At 60.8% G+C, this 14552-nt stretch carries 16 protein-coding genes and 2 tRNA genes (1 of these 18 running past the window's edge); 13 read left to right on the plus strand and 5 right to left on the minus strand.

Going from position 1 to position 14552, the window contains the following annotated elements:
- Positions 1 to 2: 2 nt before the first annotated feature.
- From AC1RP7_RS12430 to AC1RP7_RS12450, 5 genes are all read left to right on the plus strand, one after another.
- A complete protein-coding gene (locus tag AC1RP7_RS12430; RefSeq protein ID WP_057714078.1) occupies positions 3 to 1169 on the plus strand; it encodes an acyl-CoA dehydrogenase family protein in 1167 nt (388 codons plus the stop codon).
- 10 nt (positions 1170 to 1179) lie between these two features.
- Positions 1180 to 2235, plus strand: coding sequence for an acyl-CoA dehydrogenase family protein (locus tag AC1RP7_RS12435; RefSeq protein ID WP_493180736.1), 1056 nt, complete (start codon positions 1180 to 1182; stop codon positions 2233 to 2235).
- 158 nt (positions 2236 to 2393) lie between these two features.
- Positions 2394 to 3542 (plus strand): acetyl-CoA C-acetyltransferase, encoded by a 1149-nt coding sequence (locus AC1RP7_RS12440; protein ID WP_057714080.1) that lies wholly within the window; start codon positions 2394 to 2396, stop codon positions 3540 to 3542.
- A gap of 150 nt (positions 3543 to 3692) precedes the next feature.
- A complete protein-coding gene (locus AC1RP7_RS12445) occupies positions 3693 to 4568 on the plus strand; it encodes an SDR family oxidoreductase (RefSeq protein ID WP_057714081.1) in 876 nt (291 codons plus the stop codon).
- Positions 4569 to 4772: 204 nt separating this feature from the next.
- Positions 4773 to 5282, plus strand: a complete 510-nt coding sequence (locus AC1RP7_RS12450; RefSeq protein WP_154861387.1) for a DUF1993 domain-containing protein — start codon at positions 4773 to 4775, stop codon at positions 5280 to 5282.
- 189 nt (positions 5283 to 5471) lie between these two features.
- On the opposite strand, the gene sstT is transcribed toward AC1RP7_RS12450, so the two are convergent.
- Positions 5472 to 6704, minus strand: a complete 1233-nt coding sequence (sstT, locus tag AC1RP7_RS12455) for a serine/threonine transporter SstT (protein WP_493180737.1) — start codon at positions 6702 to 6704, stop codon at positions 5472 to 5474.
- Between the two features lie 452 nt (positions 6705 to 7156).
- Between sstT and AC1RP7_RS12460 the strand changes: the two genes are divergently transcribed.
- The gene (locus AC1RP7_RS12460) at positions 7157 to 8311 is read left to right on the plus strand and encodes an MFS transporter (RefSeq protein WP_493180738.1); all 1155 of its coding nucleotides are present in this window, start codon (positions 7157 to 7159) and stop codon (positions 8309 to 8311) included.
- A gap of 5 nt (positions 8312 to 8316) precedes the next feature.
- Here AC1RP7_RS12460 and nhaR read toward each other — a convergent pair whose 3' ends face one another.
- A complete protein-coding gene (nhaR, locus tag AC1RP7_RS12465) occupies positions 8317 to 9216 on the minus strand; it encodes a transcriptional activator NhaR (protein WP_057714085.1) in 900 nt (299 codons plus the stop codon).
- 135 nt (positions 9217 to 9351) lie between these two features.
- Between nhaR and AC1RP7_RS12470 the strand changes: the two genes are divergently transcribed.
- Both AC1RP7_RS12470 and AC1RP7_RS12475 read left to right on the plus strand, forming a co-directional pair.
- Positions 9352 to 9594 carry a hypothetical protein gene (locus AC1RP7_RS12470; RefSeq protein WP_057714086.1) on the plus strand — a complete coding sequence of 81 codons (243 nt, stop codon included), beginning with the start codon at positions 9352 to 9354 and terminating at the stop codon, positions 9592 to 9594.
- 29 nt (positions 9595 to 9623) lie between these two features.
- Positions 9624 to 10373 (plus strand): TerC family protein, encoded by a 750-nt coding sequence (locus AC1RP7_RS12475; RefSeq protein WP_150812570.1) that lies wholly within the window; start codon positions 9624 to 9626, stop codon positions 10371 to 10373.
- A 78-nt stretch (positions 10374 to 10451) separates the two neighbouring features.
- On the opposite strand, the gene AC1RP7_RS12480 is transcribed toward AC1RP7_RS12475, so the two are convergent.
- Entirely contained in the window at positions 10452 to 10619 is a 168-nt protein-coding gene (locus AC1RP7_RS12480; protein ID WP_167362872.1) for a hypothetical protein, read from the minus strand.
- Between the two features lie 179 nt (positions 10620 to 10798).
- Here AC1RP7_RS12480 and AC1RP7_RS12485 point away from each other — a divergent pair, with 179 nt between their 5' ends.
- The 3 genes from AC1RP7_RS12485 (at position 10799) to AC1RP7_RS12495 (ending at position 12060) form a co-directional block, all read left to right on the plus strand.
- Positions 10799 to 11527, plus strand: a complete 729-nt coding sequence (locus tag AC1RP7_RS12485) for a C39 family peptidase (RefSeq protein ID WP_090456705.1) — start codon at positions 10799 to 10801, stop codon at positions 11525 to 11527.
- A gap of 93 nt (positions 11528 to 11620) precedes the next feature.
- Entirely contained in the window at positions 11621 to 11827 is a 207-nt protein-coding gene (locus tag AC1RP7_RS12490; protein WP_015094297.1) for a DUF6021 family protein, read from the plus strand.
- A gap of 17 nt (positions 11828 to 11844) precedes the next feature.
- A complete protein-coding gene (locus AC1RP7_RS12495) occupies positions 11845 to 12060 on the plus strand; it encodes a hypothetical protein (protein WP_057714090.1) in 216 nt (71 codons plus the stop codon).
- Between the two features lie 58 nt (positions 12061 to 12118).
- Here AC1RP7_RS12495 and pbpG read toward each other — a convergent pair whose 3' ends face one another.
- Both pbpG and folD read right to left on the minus strand, forming a co-directional pair.
- The gene (pbpG, locus tag AC1RP7_RS12500; RefSeq protein WP_150812572.1) at positions 12119 to 13057 is read right to left on the minus strand and encodes a D-alanyl-D-alanine endopeptidase; all 939 of its coding nucleotides are present in this window, start codon (positions 13055 to 13057) and stop codon (positions 12119 to 12121) included.
- 235 nt (positions 13058 to 13292) lie between these two features.
- Positions 13293 to 14147 (minus strand): bifunctional methylenetetrahydrofolate dehydrogenase/methenyltetrahydrofolate cyclohydrolase FolD, encoded by an 855-nt coding sequence (folD, locus tag AC1RP7_RS12505; RefSeq protein WP_046043051.1) that lies wholly within the window; start codon positions 14145 to 14147, stop codon positions 13293 to 13295.
- Between the two features lie 274 nt (positions 14148 to 14421).
- Here folD and AC1RP7_RS12510 point away from each other — a divergent pair.
- Positions 14422 to 14498, plus strand: a tRNA-Arg gene (locus AC1RP7_RS12510).
- A gap of 32 nt (positions 14499 to 14530) precedes the next feature.
- A tRNA-His gene (locus AC1RP7_RS12515) sits at positions 14531 to 14552 on the plus strand (it continues 154 nt past the right edge of the window).

Below are 14552 nucleotides of genomic sequence, written 5' to 3' on the forward strand. Positions count from 1 at the left end.
CCATGGACCTGACCTATACCCCGGCCCAGCAGGCCTTTCGCTTTGATGCGCGGACCTGGCTGGCGGCCAATGTACCGAGTGAACCGCTGCAATCGTTCGACACCGAGCAAGGTTTTGCCGAGCACCGCGCTTGGGAAGCCAAGCTCAATGAAGGCCGTTGGGGCATGGTCACCTGGCCGACCGAACTCGGTGGCCGTGGCTGCGACCTGATCGAGTGGCTGATTTTCGAAGAGGAATACTACCGTTCCGGGGCGCCGGCACGGGTCAACCAGAACGGCATCTTCCTGCTCGGCCCGACCCTGATGGAGTACGGCAGCGAAGAGCAGAAAGCGCGATTCCTGCCGCGCATGGCCACCGGCGAAGACATCTGGGCCCAGGCCTGGTCCGAGCCGGGCGCCGGTTCCGACATGGCGGCGATCCGCTCCAAGGCTGAGCGGGTGGGCGACCACTACGTGATCAACGGCCAGAAAACCTGGTCGACCCGCGCGGTGTGGGCTGACTGGGCGTTCGGTATTTTCCGCACCGACCCGCAGTCTCAGCGCCATCACGGCCTGACATTCATCCTGTTGCCGCTGAACACACCGGGGATCACCGTGCGGCCGATTCCGCAGCTCAATGGCTTGCCGGGTTTCGCCGAGATTTTCTTCGACGACGTCAAGGTGCCGGTGGAGAACGCCCTCGGTGGTGAAGGCATGGGCTGGCACGTGGCGATGTCCACCGCCGGTTTCGAGCGCGGTTTGTTGCTGCGCTCGCCTGCGCGTTTCCAGGAAACCGCCAAGCGCCTGGTGCAGTTGTACCTGGCCAACCGCGAGCAGGCCGACCGCGACCCGGCCATTGGCGAAGCAGTGATGCGCGCCTGGCTCGATGCCGAGGCCTACACCCTGGGCACCTACATGACCGCCTCGCAGCTGGTGCAGGGCGGCAAGATCGGGCCGGAATCGTCGACCAACAAGATCTTCTGGTCCGAACTCGACCAGCGCATGCACGACACCGCCATGAGCATTCTCGGTTTGCGTGGCGAACTGCTGCCCCAAGCTCCGGCCGCCGGTGACGTCGGCCATTGGCTGGAAGGTTTCCTGTTTGCCCAGGCCGGGCCGATCTACGCCGGCACCAACGAGATCCAGCGCAACATCATTGCCGAACGCATGCTCGGCATGCCGCGTGCCTGAGGAGTAGACCATGGACTTTAGTTTCAGCCGCGACCAACTGCTGTTTCAGGACAACGTCCGCAGCTTTCTGATCAACGAAGTTACCCCGGAACGCATTCGCGAACTGTGGCAGAGCGACAGCGGGCGCAGTGAGCAACTCTGGGCGCAATTGGTGGAACTGGGCCTGACCGCCCTGACCGTGCCCGAGGCACAGGACGGCATGGGCATGAATGAGCTGGACTTCGTGCTGATTGCCCAGGAATGCGGTTACGCCGGTCTGCCTGAGCCGCTGGTGGACACCATGCTGGTCGGCGTGCCGTTGCTCGCCGCCCTGGATGAGCAACACGCCCCGCTCAAACAAAAATGGCTGTCGCGAGTGGCCGAGGGCCGCGCGCGTCTCGCGGTTTCCGAGCCGGGCAACCCGCTGGTCAGCGATGCCCATGTCGCCGATCTGCTGTTGCTGGCCCGTGGCGATGAAGTGCACGCCCTGGAGCGTGATGCCGTGCGCCTGACCCGCAACGAGTCGGTCGACCCGAGCCGTCAGTTGTACCAGGTCGAGTGGACGCCAACTCCGGACACCTGTGTTGCCAGCGGTGAACAGGGCCGACGTTTGTGGGCCGCTGCCTTCAACCGTGGCGCCCTCGCCAGTGCCGCGCAATTGCTCGGGCTGGCCAAGCGCATGGTCGACCTGGCGGTGGACTACACCTTCGAGCGCAAGCAGTTCGGCAAACCGGTGGGGTCGTTCCAGGCGGTCAAGCATCTGATGGCTAACGTCGCGGTGCAGATCGAGTTCGCTAAAGGCCCACTGTATCGCGCCGCCTATGCGGTCGCAGAGCAGCAAGCAGATCAGGACGTATTCGTCTCCCACGCCAAACTGGCAACGGCGGAAGCGGCCATGCTTGCGGCGAAGAACACCATCCAGGCCCACGGCGCCATGGGGTACACCTGGGAAGTCGATTTGCATCTGTTCATGAAGCGCGCCTGGGCGCTGGACAAGGTCTGGGGCGATCGCGGCCATCACAAAGAGCGGATTCGCGCTGTGTTGCTGGACGGCAAGCCTGCGCTGGGTGCGGGCAGTACGTTCTAACCCGTCAGTAAGGGTGACTACATCTCTGTGGGAGCGAGCTTGCTCGCGATGGCGGTGCGTCAGCTGGCATCAATGTTGGATGTGCCGGCCTCATCGCGAGCAAGCTCGCTCCCACAGGTTATCGGCGCCTGATCATAATTTTTTCACCGAGGTAGACCATGCCTGAAGCCTACATAGTCGACGCCCTGCGTACGCCCACCGGGCGGCGCAAAGGTGGTCTGAGCCAGATCCACGCCGCCGACCTGGGCGCCCACGTATTGCGCGCGCTGGTCGAGCGCAATGCCATTCCCGACGAGGATTACGACGACGTGATCTTCGGCTGTGTCGACACCATCGGCCCGCTGGCCGGTGACATCGCCCGCACCAGTTGGCTGGCGGCCGGCCTGTCGCAATCGGTGCCGGGCACCACCATCGATCGCCAGTGCGGCTCGTCCCAGCAAGCGGTGCACTTCGCCGCCCAGGCGGTGATGAGCGGGACTCAGGACGTGGTCATCGCCGGTGGCGTGCAGACCATGACCCAGATCCCGATTTCCTCGGCGATGATCGCCGCCGAGCCCTTGGGTTTCACTGATCCGTTCAGCGGTTCCGAAGGCTGGGTGCGGCGCTATGGCGCGCAACCCCCAACGCAGTTCCGTTCGGCGCAGATGATCGCCGAAAAGTGGGACCTGTCCCGGGCACAACTTGAAGCCTATTCGCTTGAGTCCCATCGACGTGCCTTGCAGGCCATCGAGCAAGGCCGCTTCAACCGCGAGATCGTGCCGCTGGCCGGTGTGCTGCATGACGAAACCCCGCGCCAGACCAGCCTGGAAAAAATGGCCGAGCTGGAATTCCTGTTTGGCTGTGACCGGGTCACCGCCGCGGTGTCGAGCCAGACCTGCGACGCGGCCAGCGCGATGCTGATCGTCTCGGAGGCGGCGCTCAAGCGTTACGGCCTGACGCCACGGGCACGCATCCATCACCTGAGCGTGCGCGCCGAAGACCCGATCTGGATGCTCACCGCGCCGATCCCGGCCACCGCCTACGCACTCAAGCGCGCCGGCATGAAGCTCGAAGACATTGACCGGGTGGAGATCAACGAAGCCTTCGCCTCGGTGGCCATGGCCTGGTTGAAAGAGACTGGCTACCCCCACGAACAAACCAACGTCAATGGCGGCGCGATTGCCCTCGGACATCCATTGGGCGCCACCGGCACCCGCTTGATGTGCACCTTGCTGCATGAACTGGAGCGCAGCGGCGGACGCTTCGGCATGCAGACCATGTGCGAAGGCGGCGGTCAGGCCAACGTGACGATCATCGAACGCTTGTAAACCAGAATGCCGCCATTCCTTGTGGGAGCGTGGCTTGCCCGCGATGGGATCGCTGCGGTGGATTTGACACACCGCGGCGCCTGCATCGCAGGCAAGCCAGCTCCCACAGGGGATTGTGGCGACTAGTGATGAATGTAAAGGATGTAGAACATGAAAATCTGTGAAAACCGCGTCGTGATCATCACCGGTGCCGGCGGTGGTCTGGGCCGTGCCTACGCGTTGGCCTTCGCCGCCGAAGGTGCAAAAGTGGTGGTCAACGATATCAATCGTGAAGCGGCGTTGGCCGTGGTCGGCGAAATCCTCGGCCAGGGCGGCAGCGCCGTGGCCAACAGCGATGACATTACCCGCTATGACTCGGCGGGGTTGATCGTACGCCAGGCCATCGAAACCTTCGGCGACCTGAACGTGGTGGTCAACAACGCCGGCATCTGCCGCGATCGCATGTTCGCCAGCCTCAGTGAAGCCGATTGGGATGCCGTGGTGGCCGTGCACCTCAAGGGCCATTTCTGCATTTCCAGCCACGCCGTGAAGTACTGGCGTGAGCAGGCCAAGGGCGGCGCCAAGGTCGATGCGCGGATCATCAACACCAGCTCCGGCGCCGGTTTGCAGGGCTCCATCGGTCAGTCCAACTACGCGGCGGCCAAGGGCGGCATTGCTTCGCTGACACTGGTGCAGGCGGCTGAACTGCGCCGCTACGGGATCACCGCCAACGCCCTGGCGCCGGCCGCGCGCACCGGGATGACCGAGCAAGTGTTCGCCGACACCATGAAAAAGCCTGAAGAGGGCTTTGACTACTTCGCCCCGGAAAACGTCGCGCCGCTGGTGGTGTGGCTCGGCTCCGAGGCTTCCGCCGAGGTGACCGGGCAGATGTTCGAAGTCGAGGGCGGCAAGTTGTCGATCGCCGACGGCTGGCGCCGTGGTCCGCAACTGGATCGCCAGGGCCGCTGGGCGGTCGGCGAGATGGGCGATGCCGTCGCTCAACTGATGACGCAGGCGGTTCCTGCGGCCAAAGTTTACGGCAGCTGAAAAAGACCGGTCTCGGGAGGCGTGTGCATGGCTATAATCGGCCCACGTTCCAACGCTGATCACCTGTAGGAGCGAGCTCGCTCGCGATGGACTCCAGCGCTACGCGTTTATTCAGACAGAACGCGTTATCGTTCACGTCCATCGCGAGCAAGCTCGCTCCTACAGGTTACCTGCGATCCCTCCAGTCACCATACGAGACCTGCCATGACCATTTCCCTGTACGACGCTTCCGTGCCTGTTTTCCAGCAAATGCTCAACGCCCTGAGCGATGTACTGAAAAAGGCCGAGGCTCACGCCACCGAAAAAAACATCGACCCTAACGCGTTCCTGCAAGCGCGCCTGTTCCCGGACATGTTCCCTCTGGTGCGTCAGGTGCAGATCGCCGTTGATTTCAGCAAGGGTGTTACCGGTCGTCTGGCTGAAGTCGAGCTGCCGAAGTACGACGACAGCGAAACCACCTTCGCCGAACTGCAAGCGTTGATTGCCAAGGCACTGGCCTTCATCGGCTCGATCAAGCCGGAGCAGATCAACGGCAAGGAAGGCATCGAGATCGTGACCCGTCCGGGCACGCCTAAAGAGAAGCGCTTCAGCGGCCAGTCCTATCTGCTGACCTACGGCCTGCCACAGTTCTTCTTCCACGTCACCACCACTTACGCACTGCTGCGCCATAACGGCGTGGAAGTGGGCAAGCGCGACTACATGGGCGCGTTCTAAACCGTCCGGGTACAAAAAAGCCCCCGGAGCCTGAGGCTGCGGGGGCTTTTTCATGGGGCCGCATTTTTCATTTACACCGCAGACCCCTGTGGGAGCGAGCTTGCTCGCGATAGCGGTGGGTCATTCAACTTTGATGTCGACTGACACTCCCTCATCGCGAGCAAGCTCGCTCCCACAGGGGCGGCTGGGTCAGGCCAGGCGTTCGGCTTTTTGCTCTTCACCCAGGCAAGCCGCCGCCGTGAACAGCACATCGGTGGACGAGTTGAGCGCGGTTTCCGCCGAGTCCTGCAACACGCCGATGATGAAACCGACCGCCACCACCTGCATGGCGATTTCGCTCGGAATGCCGAACAGGCTGCACGCCAGTGGAATCAGCAACAGCGAACCACCGGCTACACCGGAAGCACCGCAGGCGCAGATTGCCGCGACGACGCTCAGCAGGATCGCCGTCGGAACGTCCACGGTGATGCCGAGAGTGTGCACGGTCGCCAGGGTCAGTACGGTGATGGTGATCGCAGCACCCGCCATGTTGATGGTCGCGCCCAGCGGGATCGATACCGAGTAGGTGTCTTCGTGCAGGCCCAGACGCTTGCTCAACTCCAGGTTGACCGGAATGTTCGCCGCCGAGCTGCGGGTGAAGAACGCCGTGATGCCGCTCTCGCGCAGGCAGGTCAGCACCAGCGGGTACGGGTTGCGGCGCAGTTTCCAGAACACGATGAGCGGGTTCATCACCAGCGCCACGAACAGCATGCAGCCCAGCAGCACGGCCAGCAGGTGCGCGTAGCCGATCAGCGCACCGAAGCCGGAGGTGGCCAGGGTCGAGGCCACCAGGCCGAAGATGCCCAGTGGGGCGAAGCTGATCACCAGGCGCACGATCACCGTCACGCCGTTGGACAGGTCGCCCAGCACTTCACGGGTGGTGTCGCCGGCGTGGCGGATGGCAATACCCATACCGATGGCCCACGCCAGGATGCCGATGAAATTGGCATTCATCAGGGCGCTGACCGGATTATCGACCACGCTCAGCAACAGGCTTTGCAACACTTCGCCAATCCCGCCAGGCGCTGTGACCGCGACGTCCTGGGTCGACAGCACCAGGCTCGACGGGAACGTCATGCTGGCAACCACCGCCACAACGGCCGCGGCGAAAGTGCCCAGCAGATACAGGAACAGAATCGGCCGGATGTGGGTTTCCTGGCCGTGCTTGTGGTTGGCAATCGACGCCATGACCAGCACGAACACCAGGATCGGCGCGACGGCTTTGAGCGCCGAGACAAACACTTTGCCGATGAACGCCGTGGACTTCGCCATGTCGGGGGCGATCAGCGCCAGGGCAATACCGGCGATCAGGCCGATCACGATCTGTGTGACCAGGCTCAGGCGTTTAAGGCGTTGCAATAGAGAAGGGGATGAAGCTGTCATAAAACGGCATCTCTGAATTTTTATAAGTGCATGGTTTCGTCGCAGTTGCAGCAACAAGCAGGGCAGGCCGCAGACCGGAAACCGGGAGGGGAATACAGGGTGTAGAACACCGCATTCCTTGTGGGAGCGAGCTTGCTCGCGATGACGCTGGCACAGTCGACACTTGCGTTGTCTGACGGTCCGCCATCGCGAGCAAGTTCGCTCCCACAGGTTTTGCCCCTTAAATGATCGGCATTGATCACAGGGTGTACGTTTTTCAGGGCGCGGACTTTATCACAGCGCAGGAACGATCTTTCAGACCTGTGACGAACTGCCACCCTGGTCTTCAACGCGAATTGCAGGTTCGTGCAACCGCATCCGAAAACACTCTGTTAAGATTCGCCATCCTCATTTTCATGTCTGCCAGTGGGCCTTCGGGCTATCGCTGGTGTTTTCGTTTTCTGGAGTTTTGCATGCTGCTGCCCATTCTTCTGTTGTCCGCCGCCGGCTTCACGGTGCTGACCACGGAATTCATCATTGTTGGCCTGTTGCCGGCTATCGCCAGGGACCTGGAGGTCAGCATCCCGCAGGCCGGTTTGCTGGTGACCCTGTTCGCCTTCACCGTGGCCGCGTTCGGGCCGTTCCTGACGGCGTATTTCGCCCGCTTCGAGCGTCGCAAGTTGTTCATCTCGGTGCTGATCATGTTTGGCCTGGCCAACACGGTCGCGGCGCTGGCGCCGAACATCTGGGTGATGGCGTTCGCCCGCTTGATCCCGGCGCTGGGGTTGCCAGTGTTCTGGGCCTTGGCCAGCGAAACGGCGGTGGACATCGTCGGGCCGGATTACGCCGGTCGCGCCATCGCCAAGATCGGCTTCGGCATCGTTTGCGCCACGGTGTTCGGCATTCCCGTGGGCACGCTGATTTCCGATGCGTTCGGCTGGCGCAGTGCCTTCGCGATTCTGGCGGTCATCGCCTTTGCCAAGGCGTTGCTGCTGTTTATCTATCTGCCGAAGACCAGCCTGCACCAGCATCAGGTGAGCTTTCGCTCGCAGTTCAAGATCCTGCGCAGCCCGCTGATGCTCGGTCACGTGCTGCTGTCAGTGATTGTGTTCAGCGGCATGTTCACCGCGTACACCTATCTGGCGGACATCCTTGAGCGACTGGCCGGTTTCAACGGCACCGTGGTCGGCTGGTGCCTGATGGGCTTTGGTGCGGTCGGGCTGATCGGTAACTCCCTGGGTGGCCGTGCGGTGGATCGTCATCCGCTGATGGCGTCGATGATGTTCTGTGCGTTCATGATTGCCGGCCTGGTGGCGCTGGTGCCGAACATCCACTCGCCGCTGGGTCTGGCAGCAGCGATGGGCATCTGGGGCGTGACCCAGGCAGCGTTGTTCCTGGTCAGCCATGTGCGCCTGATGAAAGCTGCGCCCGAGGCGCCAGCGTTCGCCGCGTCGCTGAACATCGCCGGGGCCAACCTCGGTATCGGTCTGGGCGCGATGATCGGTGGCCGGGTAATCGACAGCGTCGGCCTGCAAGGCCTTGGCTTCGCCGCGGCGGCGTTCATTCTCGCCTCGATCCTGCTGGCCATTGCGCTGATGACCTTCAAACCCCGGGAAGTCTGCGCCTGAGTGTCCTAAAACTCGGTAAACAGCTCGCGTCGGGCACCTTCGGTAATGGCGACAATGCCGGGGTGCTTGACCTTGCGCTCCACTGAGATGGCATAGAACGACTCGCTCACCGCGTCGGTCTGGCCGATCACCTGCACGCCATATTGGCGTCGCACCTCATCGGCAATCACGCTCGGGCCGATGAAGATCCCGCTGCCGGATTGGCCGAAGGCCTGCATCAGGGCGCTATCGTCGAACTCGCCGACAATTTGCGGCTGGATCTGCTGCTCGGCAAACCACCGTTGCAAACGGCTGCGCACCACGGTTTCCGGCCCGGGAATCAGTAGCGGCGCACCGTGCAGGTTGCGCGGAAAGTCGTGACCGTAACGGGCCGCCAGCTCTGGGGTGGCGAAGAAGCTGATCCCGCACTCACCAAGTTTCTGGCTGTAGCCCTTGATGTCCAGGTGCGATGGCATGGGGCTGTCGGATATCACCAGGTCCAGGCGCTGGATCGCCAGGTCGGCCAACAAACGTTCAAGCTTGTCTTCGCGACAAGTGATGCGCAGCGGTTCGCTCAGCTCCATGGTCGGTGCAATCAGGCGATAGACGATGGATTTGGGCACCACGTCAGCCACGCCGACGCGAAACAGGATCTGCTGCTCATTGGGTTGTGCCCGCAGCATCAGTTCCAGTTCGCCACCCAGCTGGAACATTTGTTCGGCGTAGGGCAGTGCCTGCCGGCCGGCCTCGGTGAGTTCGAGTTGCCGTCCGACACGCCGAAACAACTCGATGCCAAAGGTCTGTTCCAGTAATGAAATCTGCCCACTGATGGTTTGTGGCGTGAGATTGAGCTGCTCACAGGCGCGCACGATGCTGCCGGTCTTGGCCACCACCCAGAAGTAATGCAATTGCCGATAGTTGAGCATGGCGATCTACAGTTCGTAAAAACCGAAGTATAGCCGCTGAAAATACGAATTTTCCTGAAGTATTCACTTCCCTAGAATGCATCGCTATCAACGGGCCATCGTTTAGGTCCCGTTCGTTCTATCGAGGAAAGCATCATGAAGCTTAAAGCCACGGCATTGCTGATCACGTCTTTACTGGTACTGGCCGGTTGCGACCAGGCCGAGAAAAGCGCGCAACAATTGATGGGCAAGGCTGCCGAAAGCGCCAAACAGGCGATTGACGATACCCATAAGGCCGCCGAGCAAGCACTCAGTGACGCCACCGGCGGGTTGATCAGCAAAAAAGAATCATCGGAAAAAGACTCGGACAAAACCGAATCTTCCTCCCAGGAAATCTAAACTGTTTTACAACGAGTCAGGACTGACCCATGGACTACCTTTTACAACTTGCCGCCAGCCCCACCGCCTGGGTCGCCCTTGCCACCCTGATCGTGATGGAGATCGTGCTCGGCATCGATAACCTGATCTTCATCTCGATCCTGACCAACAAGCTGCCCTTGCACAATCGACAGCGGGCACGACGCATCGGTATCGGCATGGCGTTGATCCTGCGTCTGGGCTTGCTGAGCACCATCGCGTTCATCGTCCAGTTGACCAATCCGGTGATCGAGATCCTCGGCCACGCGTTTTCCTGGAAAGACATGATCCTGATTGCCGGTGGCCTGTTCCTGTTGTGGAAGGCGACCACCGAGATCCATCACAGCATGGACCCGGCACCGGAAGATCCGAAGTCGGCGACCTCGACCGTGACCCTGGGCTTCGCGGCCGCGATCGGTCAGATCCTGATGCTGGATATGGTGTTCTCCATCGACAGCATCATTACCGCTGTCGGCATGACCGAGCATTTGCCGATCATGGTCATCGCGGTGGTGGTGTCGGTCCTGGTGATGTTGCTGGCGGCTGATCCGCTGGCCAAGTTCATCAACGACAACCCGACAGTGGTGATGCTGGCCCTGGGCTTCCTGATCATGATCGGCATGACGCTGATTGCCGAAGGCTTTGGCGCCCATGTACCGAAAGGCTACGTCTATGCGGCCATGGCATTCTCGGCTGCGATCGAGGTGTTGAACATGATGTCCCGTCGCTCCAGGCAGAAGCGTGCAGCCACTGAGGCCTGACCCACGCTAAAGGAAACGGCCGCCTGAACTCGAAGGAGTGCAGGCGGCCGTTTTTGTTGGTCTCGGATAAAGGTGGTGTCAGTGAGCGTTGGCGTGCTGGCTCGGTGCCTTGTCCGCTTCTTGCGCAGGCGCCGGCTGGACAGGGTGATGGTGGCGGCGAGTAATGCGCAGCACGCCCCACAGCATGGCGGCGGCTACCGCCAGCCAGCCGCAAACCAACATTACAATGATCATGGTCAGGCTCATCGGTGCCTCCTCTTTGCCCTTCAATGGGCACTCACGCTTCGCTGTCGTCTCTTCAAGGAACAGTCTAGCCGTTGCTGTATTTCAGGCTATTGACCGAAAGTCGGCAGTCACCAACCAGTTCGCTCTATCGAATGCAAACAACTGCCGGTTAAGGCTATACCGCTGTCGCGCGGCGTCCTATGATCAACGGCCTTGCCGGGAATATTGTTGCCTGGCGCCTGAACAAGAGAGTGATGATGGTGCGGGTATTTTCTCGAATGCTGTCGGCGGCGCTGATGGCGGGATGTGTGGTGGCGCTGGCGGGTTGCGCCGGGAGTGTTGCACCTGAGATCAAGCGTCTGCCGGAGCGGGTCGAACTCAGTGGCCGCTTCTACAAGGGCGTGGCCAATCAAAGCGGACCGCAGGTGCTGGCCAGCATGCTGTCCCAGCAGAACATCGTGATTACGCCAGGTTTGCTCGACAAACCGCTGCATTTGCCGGGCGCCGAAGCCCAGCTGCAACAGAACATGGTGAACCTCGCGCGTGAGTACGGGATGGTGGTCTATCCCCTTGACGCGACCTTGCCAGCCTTGTTGACCCAGGTCGCGGCCGGTTATCCGGTGATGGTGCGCTTCACCGAAGGCTCGGCGATGTGGGCCGAACCGCGTTATGCGATTCTCACCGGGTACAACCGTCAGAAGCAGACCGTGCTGCTGCGCGCAGGCATGAGTCAGCGGACGTTGATGAGCTTCGGTTCTTTTGAATCGGCGTTCAAGGATGCCGGCGGTTGGGCAGTGTTGATCCAGAATCCGACGCAGATTCCCGCCCAGGTCGATCAGCAACGCTGGCTCAAGGCAGCCAATGATCTGGCGCAGGCGGGCCAGGAGCCGGCGGCAGCAAAAGCTAAAAAAGCCTTGGCCGCACAGTAAGTCCGTTCGTCACCCTCCGGGCACCAGCGCCCGATGCCAGCCTCTAATCTGCAAAGGCCCGGATCTTTCCGGGCCTTGATACAGGAGGCGCCCATGGCTCATTCAACTACGCCCGTCGGTCCACACTCATCCGAGCATTCGTCTGGCGATGAGCTGGGTTTCGATCCCGATTCCCCGGACCTTGCCGATCCTCAGGTCGACCCGATCGGGCCCGCCAAGGCACCGAGGGACGTGAAACCGGGTGACAACCCCAAGGCTCCGGCCAAGCCCTACGATCCACTGGGTGATCTGAAGCCTTAGGTCCAATGGAGGTGTGTATGTCTACCGATTCCAGTTTCGACGACAAACGTCCGGAAACTGTCCCCACGACCCCCGAGCAAAGCACCGATCCGGTGATGGATCCCGACAGCCCGTTGAGGGATCCCCTGGCACGGCCAACGGTGGCGCCCACTGAAAAGCCGAAGGGTTGGAGAGATCCAAGTACCGGCGACGGTATCCCGGATGACGACCAGATGCCGCTGCCTAACGACTAACTTTGCGACGAAAAAAAGCCCCGGATGTCCGGGGCTTTTTCATGCGTTTGCAGCAAGGTTACTTCGATGCTTCTACCACGCCGCTCTGCCGCTGCTTGAGGTTCTTGTCTGCCTTGTACTGCAAGGCTACGGAAGGCACGTCCGCGCTCTTTCCGCTCTCTACCCAATTACGCATGCGCGTGGCATCGGCAAAGTGGGTGTACTTGCCGTAGGCATCAAGGATCACCAAGGCCACCGGGCGGTTAGCCATCCGGGTCACCAGCACCAGGCAGTGGCCGGCCTCGTTGGTGAAGCCGGTTTTTGTCAGCTGGATGTCCCAGTCCGGCTTGCGGACCAAATGGTCGGTGTTGCGGAAACCCAGGCTGTAGTTCGGCTTGCGAAACGAAACGGTCTTTTCCTTGGTTGTACTCAGCTCGGTCAGCAGCGGGTACTTGTGCGCGGCGATCAACAGTTTGCTTAAATCGCGAGCGGTCGAAACGTTGCGCGGCGAGAGACCGGTCGGCTCGACGAAATGGGTATTGGTCATGCCCAAGGCCCGGGCCTTGGCGTTCATTGCAGCAATGAACGCGGCATAGCCACCCGGATAGTGGTGGGCCAGGCTTGCAGCGGCTCGGTTTTCAGATGACATCAGGGCAATCAGCAGCATTTCCCGGCGCGGCAGTTCGCTCTTGAGCTTGACCCGGGAGTACACACCTTTCATTTCCGGTGTGTCGCTGATGTTGATGTTGATGTATTCGTCCATGTTCTGCCGAGACTCGACCACGACCAGGCCAGTCATCAACTTGCTGACGGAAGCGATCGGCACTACCACGTCAGGATTGCTGGCGTAGATGACTTTGTTGGTCTGCATGTCCAGCAGCAAGGAGCTGCCGGAAGCGAGCTTGAGTGTCTTTGTATCTCGCGGTGCTGCGGTGGTTTCGCCAGCGCTGGCGAAGGGCGTGATGAAAGTCCCTGCAACTGCAAAAAATAGGCTCAGGATGGAAAGACGGATATTCACGCTGGCAGACTCATAAAGTGTTGATAAGCCGTTCTGTAACGGACTGTTTCCTGAAAAGCGCGTCATTCTGGAGTATGGCTGAATAACTGTCGATGGTTGTTCAAGTAACAGGTGAAAGTCCTGAGAAACATGAAAAAAAAGTCATTTTCCGGCGGGCGGTCGGTGTTTCTCGCGGGCAAAAAAAACCCCGCCAGGGCGGGGTTCCTTGTCACGCTGACAGCGTGCGCGTTGAAACTCAGCTGTGCAGGGTTTCGGCGGCGTACAGGGTGTTTTCCAGCAGGCAGGCACGGGTCATCGGGCCTACGCCGCCCGGTACCGGGGTGATCCAGCCGGCGCGGGGCAGGGCGGTTTCGTAGATCACGTCACCGACCAGCTTGCCGTCGTCCTGACGGTTGATGCCGACATCGATCACGATCGCGCCTTCCTTGATCCATTCGCCCTTGACCAGGCCCGGCTTGCCGGCGGCGACGACGACCAGATCCGCACGGCCGACATGGCCGGCCAGGTCCTTGGTAAAACGGTGGGTGACCGTCACGGTGCAGCCGGCCAGCAGCAATTCCATCGCCATCGGGCGGCCAACGATATTGGACGCGCCGACGACCACGGCATCCATCCCGTAAAGGTCGACACCGGTGCTTTCCAGCAGGGTCATGATGCCTTTGGGGGTGCATGGGCGCAGCAGTGGAATGCGCTGGGCCAGGCGACCGACGTTATAAGGATGGAAACCGTCGACGTCTTTATCCGGACGAATGCGCTCCAGCAGCCTGGAGGCGTCCAGGTGTTCGGGAAGCGGAAGTTGAAGCAGAACGCCGTCGATTGCAGGGTCGTCGTTCAGGCGATCGATCAGCTCGGTCAGCGCTTCTTGAGTGGTTTCGGAAGGCAGGTCATAGGCTTGGGATAGAAAGCCGACCTCTTCACAGTCTTTACGCTTGTGCGAGACATAAACCTGAGAGGCAGGATCGCTGCCGACCAGGATCACCGCAAGGCCGGGCGTGCGCAGGCCTTGCTGGCGACGCTCGGTGACACGTTGGGCGATCTGCTGGCGCAGGCTGGCGGCGATCGATTTGCCGTCGATAAGTTGTGCAGTCATTGCGCGTGATTAACCATCGAGAGGGGAAAAAAAGAGAACGCATTCTCGCATGTCATGCGGTGAGGGCAAAGGCGCTTGGTCTGCAAATTCCCCTAACTCCTTTAATTAAATGAATTTTTTTTAAAAAGGATTTGACGACCTTCGGGGGGCTCTATACTATTCGTCGCACTTGTCGGGCACAGCCTAGCACTGGTTAGGAAGGTTGAGCAGGATTACGATTCTGCAAGACTGGAAAGCACTTAGTTTGTAGTCCTCCAAGGTTACAGCTAACAAGGCGCCCGTAGCTCAGCTGGATAGAGCATCCGCCTTCTAAGCGGATGGTCGCAGGTTCGAGTCCTGCCGGGTGCGCCATTAGGCAGCTTTGGCACAAGTAGCGCGATATGGTGGGCGTAGCTCAGTTGGTAG

This window comes from Pseudomonas sp. GW822-FHT01E03, from assembly GCF_058802985.1.